Source organism: Lutibacter agarilyticus, from assembly GCF_900188235.1.
Lineage (GTDB): Bacteria > Bacteroidota > Bacteroidia > Flavobacteriales > Flavobacteriaceae > Lutibacter > Lutibacter agarilyticus.
Genome location: NZ_FZNT01000003.1, coordinates 231,679 through 250,385 on the forward strand (window position 1 = coordinate 231,679; position 18,707 = coordinate 250,385).

The window sequence follows — 18,707 nt, forward strand, 5'->3', positions numbered from 1 at the left end:
TAATCTATACTTAAAAAACTATTTTAGCGTTTATATTTGTTACTTAATTTCTCCTTTTTCTCTTGAGTAAAAAACTTCATATATTATTTTTAAGTGGTTGGTATCCTTCTCGTGTTTTACCATCTAATGGTAATTTTGTTCAAAGGCATGCCGAGGCTGTTGCAACTAAACATAAAGTAACGCTTGTTCATGTAGTTACTGATGAAAACATTAACAAGAAAGAGATTGTTGAAAAAACCATAAACAATGTTTTCACAAAAATTGTTTATGTTCCTAAAGTTTCGAATAGCTTTTTTAAATTTTTATTTTTTTTAAAAACCTATTTAAATGAAATTAACGCTATTGAATCATTTGATTTAACCCATCTAAACATTACGTTTCCGAAAGGAATTATAGCTTTATATGTTAAGTTCTTCAAAAAGAAACCTTATATAATTTCAGAACATTGGAGTGTTTTTTTACCTGAAGACAAAGCTAAGTTATCTTTTGGCAAAAAAATGATTACAAAATTTATTGTAGCAAATGCTAAATATGTAATTTGTGTTTCTAATTCCTTGAAAATTGAAATGCTAAAAGCTGGTTATAAAGGAAATTATAAGGTAATTGGTAATATTGTAAATACTAAATTATTTTTTCCAAAACCCAAAAAAAACCAATTATTTGAAATTGTTCATATTTCAACTTTTAATGAAGAGTCAAAAAATATTAGTGGAATTTTATCAACTATAAAAAAGCTTTCAGAAATTAGGTCTGATTTTATTTTTAAGATTATTGGTAATACTAACAATTCTGAATTATTAGAAACTATTAAAGAACTTAATATTCCTTCAAACCTAATTAAGGTTGAAGGGTTTAAACCTCCTTCTGAAATTGCAACAATATTGCAAAAAGCAAACCTTTACATTTCATTTAGTAATTATGAAACGTTTGGAATTGTTATGATTGAAGCTTTAGCTTGTGGAACACCTGTAATTTCGACTAATACAGGGATATTAATTGAGATGAAAACTAAGAAATTTATATCAATTATACCTAAAAACAATAAAGAGGCTTTATTGCAATCTATAATCAATTTTTTAAATTGTGATACCAATTTTGATCTGCAACAAATGCACCAATTAATTGAAGATAAATTTAGTTCTAAAAAAATTATTGAAGCATACAACCAACTATATACTAGTGTGCTTTCATCTAATAAAAAATTAATAATATAATGTGTGGAATTGCAGGTATTATAAACCTTACCAAACCGGCACCAAATTCTTTGGAACTTTTTGCCATGACAAAAAGTATGGTTAATAGAGGTCCTGATGATGAAGGATATATGCTTTTCAACGAGGCTTCAATTCCTTTTTATGGAAATGATACTATCCTAAAAAAACACCAACATATTGATAATGCAATAAGCCATCATTTTAAAGTTGGCTTTGGTTTTAGACAACTAAAAATTATTGATTTAAGCAATAATAGTCATCAACCAATGTGTGATATAGATCAGAAATATTGGATTATTTTTAATGGTGAGATTTATAATTACAAAGAAATTAAAAGTGAACTTATTAGTATTGGATATCAATTTTTCTCAAACTCAGATACTGAAGTTATTTTAAACTCTTATAGAGAATGGGGTAAAAAGGCGCTCAATAAATTTAATGGGATGTTTGCCTTTTCTATTTTTGACAGCGTTAAAAATGAGTTATTTATAGCACGTGATAGAATGGGTATAAAACCACTTTATTTTTACCATACTACTCATAAATTTATTTTTGGCAGCACTATAAAATCTATTATCGATTCAAAACTATACACTCCAGCAATTAATTGGGAAGGATTAACTCAAAACTTCCGTTTTTCAATAGCACAAAGACCTACTACCTGTTTTAAAAATATTACTGCATTAGAACCTGCTCATTATTTAAAAATTGATTTAAATACCAATATAATAATAAAAGAACAATATTGGGAAATTCCTGTAAATTCACAAAATTTTGATTTAACCGAAAAACAATCTAAAGATCTTATTGAAGAAAGTTTAATTAAAGCTGTAAACTACCGATTGAATGCTGATGTTGAGGTTGGAACATTTATGAGTGGTGGAATAGATTCTACAACTATTTCAGTAATTGCCTCTAAAACAAACCCCTTAATTAAAACATTAACACTTGGGTTTACAGAGTTTAAAGATTTTAACGAAATTAAAGAAGCTACTGAAACTGCAACTCTTAATAATTTAAATCATAAAATAACCTATACCAATGCATCTGATATTTTAACCAATATAGATCAAATTATTACTACCTATGAAGAACCTTATTTTGCGTTATCTGCGAATTTTATTTTAGCTAAAATTGCCGCTAACAATCATTTAAAAGTTGTTTTAAATGGTCTTGGAGGTGATGAATTATTTGGGGGATATGATGTTTATAATAAACTACCACTTTGGAATAAACTAAAAATGTATAAACACTTCATAAAATTATTACCAAATATGCATCCTAAAATTAGTAAAGCAATTGATATTTCAGGATATACTACTATTGGAGAATTCTATGCGCACTATTACACAAATTACAATGATTATAGCATCTCTAAATTATTTAACACACCCGTTAAGTCTACCCAAAATACAATTGCAGATACTTATAACCCAAACGGCTTAAGTTTTACTGACAATTTTGAAGCCTTAAACTTTTATAATTTAAAATCATACATTAGTAATCACCAAATGAGAACAACAGATCATTGTGCAATGCATTTCTCTTTTGAAGGACGATTTCCTATGTTAGATCATAATTTTATTGAAGCCTCTTTTAAAATTCCAACTAAGTACAAAGTTAAAAACAACATTCAAAAATATGTTTTAAAAGAACTATCAAAAAAATACATTGCTCCTAGCTGTTTAGCTATGCATAAAAAAGGGTTAAGTCTGCCTATAAAACATTGGATTTCGAATGATTTAAAAGATTTTACATTGGATCATATTCAAAAATTAAAAACTAGACACCTTTTTAATAATAATGAGATTGATGAAATTTTAACATCGAATGATGCCTACAAAATATGGCAACTTGTTTCAACTGAATTATGGATTGATAAATTTATCTCAACAAAGTGAAGCATAGTCTCGACTTTATAAATGGGTTTCTAAGTAGAGCAGGTAGCTTTGTATTTAGCGCATCTGTAATTTCAAAAGGTCTTTCATTTTTAGCCTCTTGGGTTGCTATAAAATTAATTCCGAACAAAGATTTAGGAGCTGTAATATATGCTTTTCAAATTATTGCTTTTATAATTCCCATAGCTGGTTTTGGTTTAGAACAAGGGCTTCTTAGATATGGAGCATTACTAAAATCAACTATCGAAAAAAATAAACTTTTTACTTACACATTAAAATATGGAATACTTATTAGTTTAATTTTAGCTGGATTAATAATATTTGTTACTTTTTTTATTGACTTTAATTTAGAGAAAACTAAATACTATTTAATATTTTTATCTCTAGCACTCACCACTCATTATATATTAGGAGTCATAAAAATTAAGACACTTTTAGACAAAAAAAACAAGCTATATTCTTTTATTGAATTAACTTATAATTTATTATTTGTATTGTTAGTATTTGTATTAAGTTACTTCTTTAAAGAATTAGGTTACGCAATAGCTCTAATAATTACTCCATTAATAGCGTCTTTATTATTTATTCATAAATTAACTTTTAAATGGAATGAATCTGTAAATAATGGAAGTACAAATTTTGCTTTTTGGAAATATGGTTTTTTTGCAAGCCTTTCAAATGTAACTACACAACTTCTTATTTCTATTGATATTATTTTAATTGGAAGTATTTTAAACAATCTTGAATTAGTTACTGCTTTTAAATATATTTCTATAATTCCGTTCAGCTTTCTTTTTTTATCTCAGGCTGTTATGACTACAGATTTTGTTAATTTAACTGAAAAAATTAACGATAAGGAATACATTATTAATTATATTAAAAATTATATAAAACTTTTTACGTTAATAAGTTTAGGATGCCTGCTATTTATCTATTTTTCAGGAAGCTATATTTTAACTTTTTTTGAGAAAGATTATTCACAATATGCAACAACCCTACTTATTTTAACAATTGGTATTTCTGGAATTTTGATTATACGAGGGCTTTTTGGAAATTTACTTTCATCTATAGGAAAAGCGCATTTAAACTTTATTACCACTACTATCGCTATTGCATTAAATTTGGCTTTAAATTATTTCTTAATTCCTAAATATGGCATTAATGGTGCTGCAATAACCTCAGCATTTCTAATGTGGTTTACAGGTATTTTGTCCTGTTTATTTTTCTTTTATTATTTTAATAAAAAAAGGACATTTTAACTACTATATATTTTTCCTTTGTTCTCCCAAAACTTTTATAAAATTCAGCAACTCCTTCAATCATTGAGCCTTCAAAATCTAATACTAAATCCTTATTTTGATATTGACCAATTAAAGTAGATATTAACAATGTTGGTAATCCTTTTTCTTTAGCCTTTATTGTTGCAATAGGCAATAAATACGTTATTCTATTGATTTCTTTCAACCAAACTAAACCTGCAATTAATTTTTTACTTTCTCTAATTCCCCAAATACAAACACGTTCATTATTACTATTTAATAAATTCTTTATTATTGTTATTTGGTCTTGACCTAATTGATAGTTTTTTTGTGTATTCAAATAAAAATCTAAAAATTCTTCTGAACTAATTTCTTCATCAACAATAGAATTTAATTTTAGCGTTTTCTTTAAAACCCGCTTCCTATTCTTATTAAACCCCTTATAAATCTCTTCATAAGGCTTATTTAAAGAAAGTATATAATTTACCCTTTCCGTTAAATTTTTATGTTGAAATTTATTTTCAGAATTAAACTGAATTGTAACTTTTTTAAACTTTCTTGGTATAGCTTTTATAAATTTTAATACAAGATCTTCGGAAGTTTTTATAGCTGAAAAAACACCTAATTGCTGTGTCCAAGCTGGTGGATATATATACTTAATAAAATATTTTTGTCGCCAAGGCAACGGCATTACCGCTTCATAATCATTTAAAATTAAGGCATCCCAATTATCAGCTACACTATCTAAATACCAACTGTACGCATAAATACGTGAGTTGATAGCTGATTGAACACAAGCATCATATTTTTGAATATCTAGTTGATTTCGTTTTAAATAATGAATCATACTAGCCTATCACCATTTTTTTGTAAATTTCGCTCCAGCCTTCCCAACCATTTGTTTCACTTAAAGTTTCATTGTGAAAAAGCGATACAAATGTTCCGTTTACACTTTTAACCGTGTCTTTTAATTCTAAAATTTTAGCCAAGCTTTCTTTACTATTTAAATTCATCCCATCTCTTAAGGTTACATCCATCAAAACGAAAGGTATAATTTTTAAAGGTGTTTGAATTTCAAAATCTAAATCGTAAAAATAAAACGGCGTACAGGTACTTGCCCTAAATCCAACGCGTTTGGCATATCCCATTGTATAATCTTCTTCAATATCTAAATCAATTAAATATTGATAAGTTTCGGGAATACTTAACCTTAAATAATGCTGCCTTGAAAATTTAATAGGTGTATTGGTGATGTTTTCTAACCGTTGTTTTTCTTTTTTAATTTTATCTAAATCCTTATATGAAAAATACGAAGGATGCATTCCTATTTTAGCGTAATCTCCAACCGATTTAATCAACGATTGAAACCTACTGTTTGATGCTGAAATATTTTTATCATACGTTGTATAATCGCCTAACAAAAAGAAAAATAAGGTTTTTACTTGGTGTTCTTTTTTTATGCTTAATAACTCTTTAAACGTATTAAATGGATCTTGCTTAAGATTTAATATTGCTAAAAAACGATTCCAAAAATTCACAAATCTAAAACCAACAATATCCTTTAAAAATCCACCAATGGTTCTCACAACTCCTTTATGTTTAAAAGAGTAAGCCGCATCAACATCTATGGTTGAAATAAGTTCGAAGGTTTTTGATTTATATTCATAATTTGGAAACTTTTCTTTTAGTGCTTCTAAAAATTTTAAGGCCCAAATATCAATCACTGGCTGTTCTAAAAATCCGTTTTTAAAGGCAATACTTTCTTCCGCAGGAAATCGTTCATGAAAATCTTGTACGTGCGGTAAATATTCTTCATATCTACTTATTAAGTAAAAGCCCGCGGCAAAAATATCAAACGGAATACTGGAGGCTTCGCCTGCAGCAAAAAAACAAGGTACTTCGTCCCATTTTAAAATGTTAATATCAATATCATTTATTCCTTGGTCAAATAAAAGATCATTACTTCTTATAAAAAATTCAGAAGCTAATGGTGATTTTGAATAGGTTATTTTTGGACCGCTATGCGCAACAAACTTATCAATTTTTGTAGTAAAAGTAACTTCAATTTGAAGTATTCGAACAAAAAAATGTTTAAAAATATAAGTTAATCGTGGTGTAATTTTATGAGTATAAACTAATAACATAGATATTTAACTGTTGCTTTACATTAAACTTTCATCAGCAAAGCTAAAATAAGCATTTTCTGTAATAATTAAATGATCTAGCACTTTTATATCTAAGGTATCTCCTGCTAATTTTAATTTGGCAGTAATAGATTTATCAGCCACACTTGGTTGCAGTTTTCCTGACGGATGATTGTGACACAATATAATGGCTGTTGCAAACAAATCAATCGCTTTTTTAAATACCAACCGTACATCTACCAAGGTGCCTGTTAATCCTCCTTTACTAGATTGCTCTTTAAACAATACTTTATTTGAATTATTTAAATAAATAATCCAAAATTCTTCGTGCTGTAATTCACCAATTAAGGGTTGCATAATTTCAAAAACGGCCTTGCTACTAGTTATTTTTGGAACAACCAAAGCTTCCTCTAATCGTCTTCTTCTACCTAATTCTAATGCGGTAATTATGGAAATTGCTTTTGCTTCACCAATACCTTTAAATTTAATCAAATCAGAAACAGTTAGCTTCCCTAATCTATTTAAATTGTTTTCTATTGAATTTAATATTCTTTTTGATAAGTCTACAGCACTTTCATTTCTATTTCCTGAACCAATTAAAATAGCAATTAATTCGGCATCAGAAAGTGCTGTTTTACCTTTGAGTACTAGTTTTTCTCTAGGCCTATCATCTTCAGCCCAAGCCTTAATGGAAAGGGATTTATTTTCATATTTCATAACTTTTTTTATCAAATATACTAGTATTCAACAACTTAAAAAAACACAAATTATGTATCCAAACAAAATAATTATTTAAAACTTCAAAATTAATATAGTTTGTTATTGATATTTATTTAAAATAGTAGTACTACATATTACTTAATCAATCAGTTAGCTAATTAACACTTTGTTGTGATTTAAAATAAATTTACTATTTACAAATAAGAATAATATCTTTGCATAAATATTTCTATACATGAAAATTATAATTGCAGGTGCAGGAGACGTTGGTTTTCACTTAGCAAAACTGCTTTCTTTTGAATCTCAAGACATCTTTTTAATTGACACTGACTCTGAAAAACTTGATTATGCAAGTAATCATATAGATGTTATAACAAAAAAAGGTGATGCTACTTCAATAAAATTATTAAAAGATGTAAATATTGATCAGGCCGATATTTTTTTAGCGGTTACTGAATCTCAAAACACCAATTTCACAACCGCAGTTTTAGCTAAAAAATTAGGCGCTAAAAAAACAATAGCACGTATTTCTAATCACGAATTTACACAAAACTCTGAAATTGATTTTTCTGAAATAGGTATTGATTATATGATTTCTCCAGGTGAATTAGCCGCCGATGAAATTCTAATGCTGTTGAATCAATCCGCTTTTAATGATACCATTCAATTTGAAAATGGAACGTTAAATATTTTAGGAAGTACCTTAGAATATAAATCGCCACTTATAAATCTAACTGTAAGAGAAGCACGAGAAAAATTTTCAGATATTGATTTTATAACCATTGCTATTAAACCCGACAACACTAGTGAAACTATAATTCCGAGAGGAGACACTGTTTATAATGCTGATGATCAAATTTATTTTTCTACACCAAAAGAAAGTATCAAAAGTCTTTACAAATTAATGGGTAAAACTCAATTTGGAGTAAAAGATGTGATGATTTTAGGTGGTGGAAAAATAGGGGTAAAAGCAGCACGTAGTTTATGTGATAATAAATTCAATATTAAATTAATTGAAATAAATAAACAACGCGCCAAAGACATTGCTGAAAAATTGCCAAATGCCTTAGTTATAAAAGGTGACGGAAGAAATGTTGAACTTTTAGAAGAAGAAAGTATTACTGAAATGGATGCTTTTATAGCAGTAACTGGTAATTCTGAAACCAACATTATGTCGTGTTTGGTTGCAAAATCTAAAGGCGTTAAAAAAACCATTGCCTTGGTTGAAAATATGGATTATATCAATATTTCGCAAACTATTGGTATTGATACTTTAATTAATAAAAAACTACTTGCTGCAAGTGCTATTTTTAAACACGTACGTAAAGGTGATGTATTAAAATTGGCCAACTTACACAATGTAGATGCTGAAGTTTTAGAATTTAGGGTTAAAGAAAATTCACCTGTTACAAAACGTTTGGTAAGAGATATAAAATTGACTAAAAAAGCTGTTTTTGGAGGTGTTATAAGAAATGGTATTGCACATATGACTTTTGGAGATTTTCAAATTTTAGCGGGTGATAAAGCGGTTGTATTCTGTCTTCCAGAAGCTATTCATAAAGTTGAGAAACTATTTAACTAAACATGAAAAACCTTAATTTCAAAATTATACTTAGCTTTTTAGGCTTAACTTCATTAATGAATGGTGCTTTTATGTTAGTAGCAGCACCTTTTAGTTGGTATCATCAAGAATCTGAATTTTCAGGAATTGTTTTAGCCGGAATAACAACTATGATTTTAGGGGGGCTGTTATGGCTTTTTAACAGAACCGACAATAAACATTTAGGTAAAAAAGAAGGATATATTATTGTTACCTTTGGTTGGTTAATGTTATCTTTTACAGGAACACTACCTTATGTTTTCACAGGAGCTATCCCTAGTTTTACAGATGCTTTTTTTGAAACTATTTCAGGTTACTCTACAACAGGTTCTTCAATTTTAACTGATATTGAATCTATGCCAAAAGGAATTTTATTTTGGCGAAGTGCTACCCATTGGATTGGTGGAATGGGTATTATTGTGCTTACAATTGCTATTTTACCTTTATTAGGAATTGGAGGAATGCAGCTTTTTATGGCTGAAGCTCCGGGTCCATCGGCTGATAAAATGCACCCTAGAATTACCGAAACAGCAAAACGCTTGTGGGGTATTTATTTTATGCTAACCATTATAGAATTTTTTCTTTTGAAAATTGCAGGTATGACTTGGTTTGACGCCATAAACCACGCCATGGCAACTATGAGTACAGGTGGTTTTTCAACAAAAAATGCGAGTATTGCTCACTACAATGCAAACCCACTCATTCAATACATTATTATTTCTTTTATGTTTATTGCAGGTGCTAACTTTGTACTTACCTATTTTGCATTAAAAGGTAAAATTAGCCGTGTTTTTAAAAGTGAAGAATTTAGATATTACTTTTTTGGGTCATTGGGGGTAATTTTATTAATTACCTTTTTTATTGTGAATCATCAAGATCCAAATTTGATTACAAGCATTCATCATCCTAAAGTTTGGGGAGCAACAGAAAGTGCTTTTAGACACGCAGCATTTTCAGTAGTTTCAGTAGTAACAACAACAGGTTTTGTTTCTGCAGATTTCACTATGTGGAGCGCTATGGCTACCACCGTAATGTTTTCGTTATTTTTTATTGGAGGCTCAGCGGGTTCTACAAGTGGAGGTGTAAAAATTGTACGTCATATAGTTATGATAAAGAGTAGTTTTTATGAATTTAAAAAACTATTGCATCCCAATGCTATTATCCCTGTTCGTTATGACGGGGGAAGCGTACCTAAAACCATCATTTACAACATCTTGTCTTTCTTTGTTTTGTATATGCTAATTTTCATCGTTAGTAGCATTATATTGAGCCTTTTTGGACTAGATTTTGAATCGGCTATTGGAGCAACGGCTTCTTCTTTAGGAAACATAGGTCCTGCTATTGGTTCGGTAAGTCCAGTTGATAATTTTTCACACTTATCAATACCCGCTAAATGGTTTTGTTCATTTTTAATGCTAATTGGTAGATTAGAATTATTTACCGTATTAATTTTATTAACACCTTTCTTCTGGAAGAAAAACTAAATCAATTCTTTAAATTTATTAAAATCTAAACCACCATAGTTTCCTGAACTCATTAATAACAACGCTGTATTTTCAAAATTTTGTTTGAATAAAAATTCTTTAAAATCAGTTGGATTTGTATAAATAATTAAGTCTTCTCTATTAAAGGCCTCTTTTATTTGTTGTTCAGTAACTTTTTCTAATTTTTTAATTTCTACTGAATGAGGAGAATAAAATACAACTGCCACATCAGCTTTATCTAATGCACCTTCGTATTCTTTTAAAAAATCGGCATTTAAACTACTATAAGTATGTAATTCCAAGCAAGCTAATAGCTGCCTTTCATTGTATTGATTTTTAACTGCTATTGTAGTTGCTTCAACTTTACTTGGTGAATGTGCAAAATCTTTAAAAACTACTGTCGACTTATTTTCTGTTATTTTTTCTAAACGTTTACTTGCTCCTTTAAAACTAGCAATGGCTTCGTAAAACTCTTCTTCACCTACTCCCATATGCTGACAAATCCATTTTGCTCCCGCTAAGTTTTGTAAATTATGTTCGCCAAAAATTTCTAAAGGCAGCTGCCCTTCAAAAGTATCAATATAAGTTACTCCATCTACAATTTTATAAGTAGGTGTTGTATAAGGGTATTTCTTAATAGGGTTTTGAGATGATTCAACTACATTTTTCAATGTTTCATCTTCTTCATTATAAACCATAATCCCCCCATCTGTCAATGAATTTGTGAAAATTGAAAACTGTTCTACATAATTTTCAAATGTTGGAAACACATTGATATGATCCCAAGCAATACCGCTTAACAATGCAATATTTGGTTTGTATAAATGAAATTTTGGGCGCATATCTATTGGACTAGATAAATACTCATCACCTTCCAACACAATAAACTCGTTAGAAGCTGTTAAGTGCACCATTGTATCAAATCCATCTAACTGAGCACCAACCATATAATCTACTTCAATTTCATGATAATTTAATACATGTAATATCATAGATGTAATGGTAGTTTTTCCGTGTGAACCACCAATAACAACGCGTGTTTTATCTTTAGATTGCTCGTACAAAAACTCAGGGTATGAATATATTTTAAGCCCTAATTCTTGAGCTTTTAACAACTCAACATTATCTGGTTTTGCATGCATTCCTAAAATAACAGCATCTAAATCTGTAGTAATTTTATCAGGAAACCAACCAAATTCTTGAGGTAACAAGCCACAGTTATCAAGTCGAGATTTTGATGGTTCAAAAATGGTATCATCACTTCCTGTAATTACATATCCTTTTTGAAATAATGCAAGCGCTAAATTATGCATTGCACTACCTCCAATGGCTATAAAATGTATTTTCATTAAATTCTTTGTTTAATAAAACCAAATGTAAGTAAACTATTAAACTTACAAAAAACAATCAGACTTTCTTTTTTACAGCTATAACCTATGGTTTCGCTTAATAAACAATGAAATACACGAAGGTTTCAATAAAATTTATTACATTTATTCTTAAATTATATTTGCTATATTAAAACCTCATTATTTAATCAAACTTTATTAAATGGAAAAATTACTGTTTTCATTACCCAAAAAAGTAATATTACTCGCTTTTTTGTCTTTTTTTATTTTTCAGCACAACTCCTTTTCGCAATGCGTTATTGCTAACCCTGTACAAGAATTCTGTGCAAGTGAACATAAAACAGTTGCCGATTTAGAAGTTACAACAGGGATTAACGTTGTTTGGTTTGATGCCTTAAATGGTGGGAATCAATACGAACCCTCTGATCCTATTGTAGATGGAAATTCGTATTATGCATTAGACATAGACCCTAGCTGTACCGACCCAACAAGAATTGAGGTAACAGTTATTATTTATGGTGAACCTCCTACAAACGTTGATGTTTTTGTTGGGAAATGTGCTAGTGAACAATCAACAATAAACGATTTATCTGCCGATGGTATAGACATAAAATGGTTTGATGCTCAAACTGGAGGAACCGAATTACCAACTTCTACAGAATTACAAGACGGTCAAACATACTGGGTGCAACAAACTGAAAATGGCTGTACAAGTGAACGGTTGCCAACTACAGTTAGTTTAATTGACCCTGCCACCCCAACCATACAAAATGTGCAATCATTTTGTTCAACACAAAACGCCACAGTTGCTGATTTAGAAGCTAATGAAAGTAATATTGTTTGGTATAGCTCAGAAAATTCAACTACACCTTTAAACACATTAACACCGCTTATTAATGGTGAAGATTATTGGGCTTCACAAATTATTTTTCCATGTGAAAGTACCGTGAGAATGCAAACAACCGTAGTTATTGATACGGTATCAGATGCTGGAACTGAAGGGTCTTACAGCGAATGTGAACTAAATTTAACAACTACTAATTTATTTAGTCTTTTAGGAGGAACCCCTGATAATACAGGTGTATGGTCTGGTCCAAGTACACTTTCTGGTGATTACTTAGGAACTTTTGATCCAGGAGTCAATACCGAGGGAACTTATACGTATACGGTTGCTAGTAGCCTAGGCGTTTGTCCTGATGCAACTTCAAATGTAGAAGTAATAATCTTAAAAGTTGTACCTCCTACTACTTCATCCACAACTCAAACATTTTGCGAAATAGATGATCCAACTGTAGGTAGTTTATTGGCTGCAGGAGTTAATATTCAATGGTACGATACTGACACTTCTACAACACCACTAAATTTATCTGATGCATTAATAAATGGAGAAGATTATTACGCAACCCAAACTGAAGCAAATGGGTGTGAAAGCACCTCTAGATTAAAGGTAACAGCAAGTATTATAACTCCATTACCACCTACAACTTCAAATGCAACACAAACATTTTGTGAAATTGACAACCCAACTATTGCTAGTTTAAATGCTGTTGGAACAACGATTCAATGGTATGATACTGAAACTACAACAACTCCTTTAAATTTAACCGACACTATAATAGACGGTGAAGATTATTGGGCTACTCAAACTGAAGCTTCGGGCTGTGAAAGTGTATCTAGACTTGTAATTACAGCTAGTGTAATAGCTCCGTTACCACCTACAGCTTCACAAACAAACCAAACATTTTGTGAAATTGACAATCCAACGGTTGCTAGTTTAAATGCTGTTGGAACAACGATTCAATGGTATGATACTGAAACTTCAACAACACCTTTAAATTTAACCGACACTATAATAGACGGTGAAGATTATTGGGCTACACAAACTGAAGTTGATGGTTGTGAAAGTAAAACACGTTTGCAAGTAACTGCTACTATTGAAACACCTTTAGCTCCAACAATTTCTGAAGCCAATCAAACTTTTTGTGAAATAGACAACCCAACTATTGCTAGCTTAAATGCTAGTGGAACTTCTATTCAATGGTATGCTACTGAAACTTCAACAACAGTTTTAAATACAACAGATATTTTAGTTGAACAAACTTATTGGGCCTCTCAAACTGATGCTTCTGGATGTGAAAGTGCAACTAGATCTATTGTAACCGTAACAATAACAGCTCCGTTAGCACCTATAACTTCGGAAGCTACACAAACATTTTGCGAAATAGACAATCCAACTATTGCAAGTTTAAATGCTATTGGAACAACCATTCAATGGTATGCTACTGAAACTTCAACAACACCTTTAAATTTAACCGACACTTTAATAGACGGTGAAGATTATTGGGCTACTCAAACTGAAGCTTCGGGCTGTGAAAGTACTGCTAGATTAGTTGTAAATGCAGTTGTATTAGCTCCTTTAGCCCCTACAACTACAAACACAATACAAACTTTTTGTGAAATTGATGCAGCTACTGTCGCCGATTTAAACGCTACAGGCTCAGGAATTTTATGGTATGCTTCTGAAACTTCAACTACCGCTTTAGATTCAACTGAACTTTTAATTGATGGTGAAGATTATTGGGCTACTCAAACTGACGCTATTGGCTGTGAAAGTGCTTTAAGATTAGTGGTAAATGTAAATATTGTGGTTGAATTACCTCCTACTACTTCTGAAACAACTCAAACTTTTTGTGAAATTGAAAATGCAACTATTAGCGATTTAAGTGTTGTAGGAAATAACATCCAATGGTACGATTCTGAAACTTCAACTACTCCTTTAGATACTTCTGAAGTACTAGTTAATGGTGAAGATTATTGGGCAACACAAAATGCTGCTTCAAATTGTGAAAGCGCATTAAGATTAGTTGTTACAACTACAATTATTTCAACACCGCCACCAACAACTTCAGCAACAAATCAATCATTTTGCATGAATGACTTTGCTCCTGATTCGCCTACAATTGCAGATTTAGCAATTTCTGGAGATGGAATTCAATGGTATGCTACTGAAACTTCAACAACAGTTTTAAATACAACAGATATTTTAGTTGATGGACAAACTTATTGGGCCTCTCAAACTGATGCTTCTGGATGTGAAAGTGCAACTAGAATTTCTATAACTGCAACTGTTACTAATACACCAATTGCTACAACTTCAAATGCCTCTCAAACTTTTTGCGCTGCAAATAATCCAACAATAGCAGATATAGATGTTACAGGTGATACAATTATTTGGTTTGATACTGAAACCTCAACAACACCTTTATCAACTTCTGAAACATTGGTAGACGGAGAAGATTATTGGGCATTAAATACTAATGGAACTACAGGATGCGAAAGTAGTGATCGATTACAAATTACTTCAACAATTATTGAAGTACCTGCTCCAATTATTGAAAATACTACGCAATCTTTTTGTGAAGTTTCTAATCCTACAATTGCAGATTTAGTTTCTCAAGACACTGTTGAATGGTTCACTTCAGAAACAGCTACAACTCCTTTAACCACTTCAGATCTACTAACTAACAACACTGTTTATTGGGCTTCAGCTGTAAACGCTATAGGTTGTAATAGTTCAGTAAAAATAGCGGTTACCGTAATTCTAAATAATCCTGGCACACCTGTTTTAGATAATTTGGGTGACGAATTCTGTAAAATTAACAATCCAACTTTAGACGATTTAAACAATAGAGTTACACCTGTTAATAATGGTACAATTATTTGGTATGCAGATTACCCTAACGGAACTCCATTAAGTTTATCTGAATATTTAATTGATAGTGAAACTTATTATGCTGTTGAGACTGATAGTAATGGTTGTGAAAGTGTTACTCCCTTAGATGTTACCGTGGACTTAGAAGCTTGTGACGAATATGACATTGTAACTTATGATGGATTTTCTCCTAATGGCGATGGTGTAAATGACACCTTTAAAATTGAAAATCTTCGAGTTTTATATACTGATTTTAAAGTTGAATTTTTCAACCGTTGGGGAACTAAAGTATATACCGCTGATGCTAATAGAGAAGACTGGAACGGACGTTTAAAAGGCAATGGTGAATATGTTACTTCAGGTGTTTATTATTTCGTTATTTATTTTAATAAGGACAACCGTAAACCATTACAAGACAGACTTTACTTAAGCAGATAATTATAAAAAAATATAGCACTCCAAAAAAACACACATGAGAAAATTACTCTTACAGTTTATTACACTTCTTTCAATCACGGCAATGTGGTCACAACAAGAAGTACAATACACACAGTACATGTACAATATGAGTACCATAAACCCCGCCTATACAACAGGAAATATTGGTATCTATAATTTAGGTGCACTTTACAGAACACAATGGGTTGGTGTAACCGGAGCACCAAAATCGGCAAACCTTTTTGCACACACTCCAATTAACGAAAATATTGAAGTTGGACTTACCTATGTAAATGATAATATTGGAGATATTGTAAAAGAGAATAATATTTTCGCCGATTTTGCTTACAAACTTAATTTGGAAGAATTTGGCTATTTGTCTTTTGGTTTAAAAGCCGGAATGAGCTTTTTTAATGTTGACTTTACAAACTTAGATTTAGAATCTGGTAGTATGTTTATAGATCCTAATTTTTCTGAAAACATCAATCAATCTAATTTTAATGTAGGTGTTGGAGCGTATTATAATACCGACAACTACTATGTTGGATTTTCTATTCCTTTTTTACTGAAGTCTGATCATTCTATAAGCGAAAGTGGCGACTATCAAAACATTCAAAAACCTCACTTTTATTTAACTGGAGGGTATGTTTTTGATATTAATGAAGCCTTTAAATTAAAACCTAGCTTGATGGCTAAAGCTGTTAATGGCGCTCCAATTTCATTAGATTTAAACGCCAATGTTTTATATGAAAATCGTTTAGAATTTGGTCTTGGATATAGAATTAATGACGGATTAATTGGAATGATTAACTTTGGAATAACACCTGAACTTCGTTTAGGATATGCTTATGATTACACGCTTTCTAACCTTGATGCATTTAGCTCAGGATCGCACGAGTTCTTTTTGTTATATAATTTAGATAGTTTTAATTTCAATAGAGGGTTTGATAAATCTCCTAGATTCTTTTAAAAAAGCTTTCACACATGAAAAAAATATTTATTACACTTTTTATAGTTACTATTTCAACACAAATTTTAAGTGCACAAAATTTAAAACGTGCCAATAGTTTGTTTGAAAGAAGAGCCTATATGGATGCCGCTGAATTGTACGAACAAGAAGATCCAAAATCACAAGAGGTTTATGAAAAATTAGGCGATTGTTATTATTACAATTCTGAAATGAAACTAGCAGCCCTTAATTATAAAATTTTAGCAACTCATTATAGTGAAACCATAAAACCAAGCTATATATACAAATATTCACAAGCTTTAAAAGGTACAGGTAACATTGAGGAAGCAGATAAATGGCAGCAAAAATATTACGCTGCAACAAATAAAACTGCTGCTGAAAATATAGAAACTAAAGCTTTTTTTGAAGCACTAAACAGTACTATTGACAGACCATATATTATAAAAAAATTGAATGCAAATTCTGAACATTCTAATTTTGGAACTGCTTTTTATTTAGATACCATTGTTTTTTCTTCATCAAGAGAAAACGGAAATGTTTACGGTTGGAACAAACAGCCATATTTAGATTTATTTAAGGCTACTCCAAATGCTTCGGGTGAGTTAGAAAATATCATGCCATTTTCAAAAAACATAAATACAAAAATGCATGAATCTAATGCTGTATTTACAAAAGATGGTAAAACCATGTATTTTACACGTAATAATTATTTGGATGGTAAAAAAGGAAAGGATGACAAAAAAATTACACATTTAAAAATTTACAAGGCTGAGTTTATAAATAATGAATGGACTAACATTACAGAACTTCCTTTTAACAGTGATAATTACTCAACTGAACATCCAGCATTAAGCCCTGATGAAAAGCAATTGTATTTCTCTTCAGATATGCCAGGAAGTATTGGTTCTTTTGATTTGTATGTAGTAAACATAAATAGCGATGGAACCTATGGAACTCCTAAAAATTTAGGTACAGAAATTAACACCGAACTAAGAGAACAATTTCCGTTTATTAGTAGTATAAACAACTTATACTTTGCTTCAGATGGACATTTTGGAATGGGTGGTTTAGATATTTTTAAAAGTGAAATTAGTGTTAACGGCTTTTCAAAACCAACTAATTTAAGCAACATTATAAACAGTAATTTAGATGATTTCGGTTTTATAATTAATGAAGAAAAGGAAATTGGTTATTTCTCATCAAACAGAGATAATGCTAATGGTATTGATGACATTTACAGTTTTACGCAACTTAAAAAATATTACGTAAAAGGGCTTGTAAAAAACAAAACTAACAACGCATTACTACCTAATGCAACCGTAACTTTAATAGATTCAGAAAACAATACAGTTTCTGAAATTGTGGTTGGTGATGATGCTGCCTATACACTTGAAATTAATCCGAATTCAACATATAGCATACGAGGATCTAAAAAATCTTACAATCCTTCAATGGTAAAATTCTCTTCAGATGCGAAAGGAAATATCAATAAAGACATTGCATTATTATTAGAATCTTACGAAGATGCTGAAAAGAAAATTGTTGAAGAAAACGGAAAAATCCAAATCAAAATAAATCCAATCTACTTTGATTTTGACAGATGGAATATTCGCGAAGATGCCGCCTTAGAATTAGACAATGTAGTAGAAGTTATGAAAAAATACCCTACTATGAAAATTGAAATTGGTGCACATACAGATAGCAGAGGACCTGAAGAATACAACCGTAATTTATCTGATAAAAGAGCAAATTCAGTTAGAGAATATCTAGTAAGTCAGGGTATTGCTACTGAAAATGTAAAATCTGTTGGTTATGGTGAAAGTCAACCTTTAAACCACTGTGTTAGAGAAGGTATTTGTAAAGAAAAAGAATACGATATTAACAGACGCTGTGAGTTTATTATTGTAAATTAATTAAAA

The 18,707-nt window shown here is 30.4% G+C and carries 12 protein-coding genes; 8 read left to right on the forward strand and 4 right to left on the reverse strand.

Translation table 11 applies throughout. The annotated features are described in order from the left end of the window. Nucleotides 1–62: 62 nt before the first annotated feature. The 3 genes from CHB67_RS06115 to CHB67_RS06125 are packed head-to-tail and all read left to right on the forward strand — an operon-like array spanning nucleotide 63 to nucleotide 4,371. A complete protein-coding gene (locus CHB67_RS06115; protein ID WP_089380874.1) occupies nucleotides 63–1,214 on the forward strand; it encodes a glycosyltransferase family 4 protein in 1,152 nt (383 codons plus the stop codon). Beyond that, entirely contained in the window at nucleotides 1,214–3,115 is a 1,902-nt protein-coding gene (asnB, locus tag CHB67_RS06120) for an asparagine synthase (glutamine-hydrolyzing) (protein ID WP_089380875.1), read from the forward strand. The genes CHB67_RS06115 and asnB overlap by 1 nt, the downstream gene beginning before the upstream one ends. Continuing rightward, entirely contained in the window at nucleotides 3,112–4,371 is a 1,260-nt protein-coding gene (locus CHB67_RS06125; RefSeq protein ID WP_089380876.1) for an MATE family efflux transporter, read from the forward strand. The genes asnB and CHB67_RS06125 overlap by 4 nt, the downstream gene beginning before the upstream one ends. Here CHB67_RS06125 and CHB67_RS06130 read toward each other — a convergent pair. The 3 genes from CHB67_RS06130 to radC are packed head-to-tail and all read right to left on the reverse strand — an operon-like array spanning nucleotide 4,349 to nucleotide 7,232. Next, nucleotides 4,349–5,218, reverse strand: coding sequence for a hypothetical protein (locus CHB67_RS06130; protein WP_089380877.1), 870 nt, complete (start codon nucleotides 5,216–5,218; stop codon nucleotides 4,349–4,351). The two genes, CHB67_RS06125 and CHB67_RS06130, sit on opposite strands and share 23 nt — an antisense overlap. Nucleotide 5,219: 1 nt before the next feature. Next, nucleotides 5,220–6,515, reverse strand: coding sequence for a polysaccharide deacetylase family protein (locus CHB67_RS06135; RefSeq protein ID WP_089380878.1), 1,296 nt, complete (start codon nucleotides 6,513–6,515; stop codon nucleotides 5,220–5,222). Between the two features lie 18 nt (nucleotides 6,516–6,533). Further along, on the reverse strand, nucleotides 6,534–7,232 hold the full coding sequence (gene radC, locus CHB67_RS06140; RefSeq protein WP_089380879.1) for a RadC family protein: 699 nt from the start codon (nucleotides 7,230–7,232) through the stop codon (nucleotides 6,534–6,536). 238 nt (nucleotides 7,233–7,470) lie between these two features. Between radC and trkA the strand changes: the two genes are divergently transcribed. Together trkA and CHB67_RS06150 are read left to right on the forward strand one after the other, a co-directional pair. Then, the gene (trkA, locus tag CHB67_RS06145) at nucleotides 7,471–8,817 is read left to right on the forward strand and encodes a Trk system potassium transporter TrkA (RefSeq protein WP_089380880.1); all 1,347 of its coding nucleotides are present in this window, start codon (nucleotides 7,471–7,473) and stop codon (nucleotides 8,815–8,817) included. A gap of 2 nt (nucleotides 8,818–8,819) precedes the next feature. Then, nucleotides 8,820–10,319, forward strand: a complete 1,500-nt coding sequence (locus tag CHB67_RS06150; protein WP_089380881.1) for a TrkH family potassium uptake protein — start codon at nucleotides 8,820–8,822, stop codon at nucleotides 10,317–10,319. On the opposite strand, the gene CHB67_RS06155 is transcribed toward CHB67_RS06150, so the two are convergent. Next, entirely contained in the window at nucleotides 10,316–11,668 is a 1,353-nt protein-coding gene (locus CHB67_RS06155) for a UDP-N-acetylmuramate--L-alanine ligase (RefSeq protein WP_089380882.1), read from the reverse strand. The genes CHB67_RS06150 and CHB67_RS06155 overlap by 4 nt on opposite strands. 202 nt (nucleotides 11,669–11,870) lie before the next feature. Between CHB67_RS06155 and CHB67_RS06160 the strand changes: the two genes are divergently transcribed. The 3 genes from CHB67_RS06160 to CHB67_RS06170 are packed head-to-tail and all read left to right on the forward strand — an operon-like array spanning nucleotide 11,871 to nucleotide 18,701. After that, on the forward strand, nucleotides 11,871–15,818 hold the full coding sequence (locus CHB67_RS06160; protein WP_089380883.1) for an Ig-like domain-containing protein: 3,948 nt from the start codon (nucleotides 11,871–11,873) through the stop codon (nucleotides 15,816–15,818). Nucleotides 15,819–15,852: 34 nt separating this feature from the next. Continuing rightward, a complete protein-coding gene (locus tag CHB67_RS06165; RefSeq protein ID WP_089380884.1) occupies nucleotides 15,853–16,788 on the forward strand; it encodes a PorP/SprF family type IX secretion system membrane protein in 936 nt (311 codons plus the stop codon). Between the two features lie 14 nt (nucleotides 16,789–16,802). Next, the gene (locus CHB67_RS06170; RefSeq protein WP_089380885.1) at nucleotides 16,803–18,701 is read left to right on the forward strand and encodes an OmpA family protein; all 1,899 of its coding nucleotides are present in this window, start codon (nucleotides 16,803–16,805) and stop codon (nucleotides 18,699–18,701) included. Nucleotides 18,702–18,707 lie beyond the last annotated feature (6 nt).

Bases quoted from the DNA above. Each gene is read 5' to 3' on its own strand.
- CHB67_RS06165 (WP_089380884.1), top strand. From the start codon at position 15,853: ATGAGAAAATTACTCTTACAGTTTATTACACTTCTTTCAATCACGGCA.
- CHB67_RS06170 (WP_089380885.1), top strand. From the start codon at position 16,803: ATGAAAAAAATATTTATTACACTTTTTATAGTTACTATTTCAACACAA.
- trkA (WP_089380880.1), top strand. From the start codon at position 7,471: ATGAAAATTATAATTGCAGGTGCAGGAGACGTTGGTTTTCACTTAGCA.
- CHB67_RS06130 (WP_089380877.1), bottom strand. From the start codon at position 5,218: ATGATTCATTATTTAAAACGAAATCAACTAGATATTCAAAAATATGAT.
- CHB67_RS06160 (WP_089380883.1), top strand. From the start codon at position 11,871: ATGGAAAAATTACTGTTTTCATTACCCAAAAAAGTAATATTACTCGCT.
- CHB67_RS06155 (WP_089380882.1), bottom strand. From the start codon at position 11,668: ATGAAAATACATTTTATAGCCATTGGAGGTAGTGCAATGCATAATTTA.
- CHB67_RS06150 (WP_089380881.1), top strand. From the start codon at position 8,820: ATGAAAAACCTTAATTTCAAAATTATACTTAGCTTTTTAGGCTTAACT.
- radC (WP_089380879.1), bottom strand. From the start codon at position 7,232: ATGAAATATGAAAATAAATCCCTTTCCATTAAGGCTTGGGCTGAAGAT.
- CHB67_RS06135 (WP_089380878.1), bottom strand. From the start codon at position 6,515: ATGTTATTAGTTTATACTCATAAAATTACACCACGATTAACTTATATT.
- asnB (WP_089380875.1), top strand. From the start codon at position 1,214: ATGTGTGGAATTGCAGGTATTATAAACCTTACCAAACCGGCACCAAAT.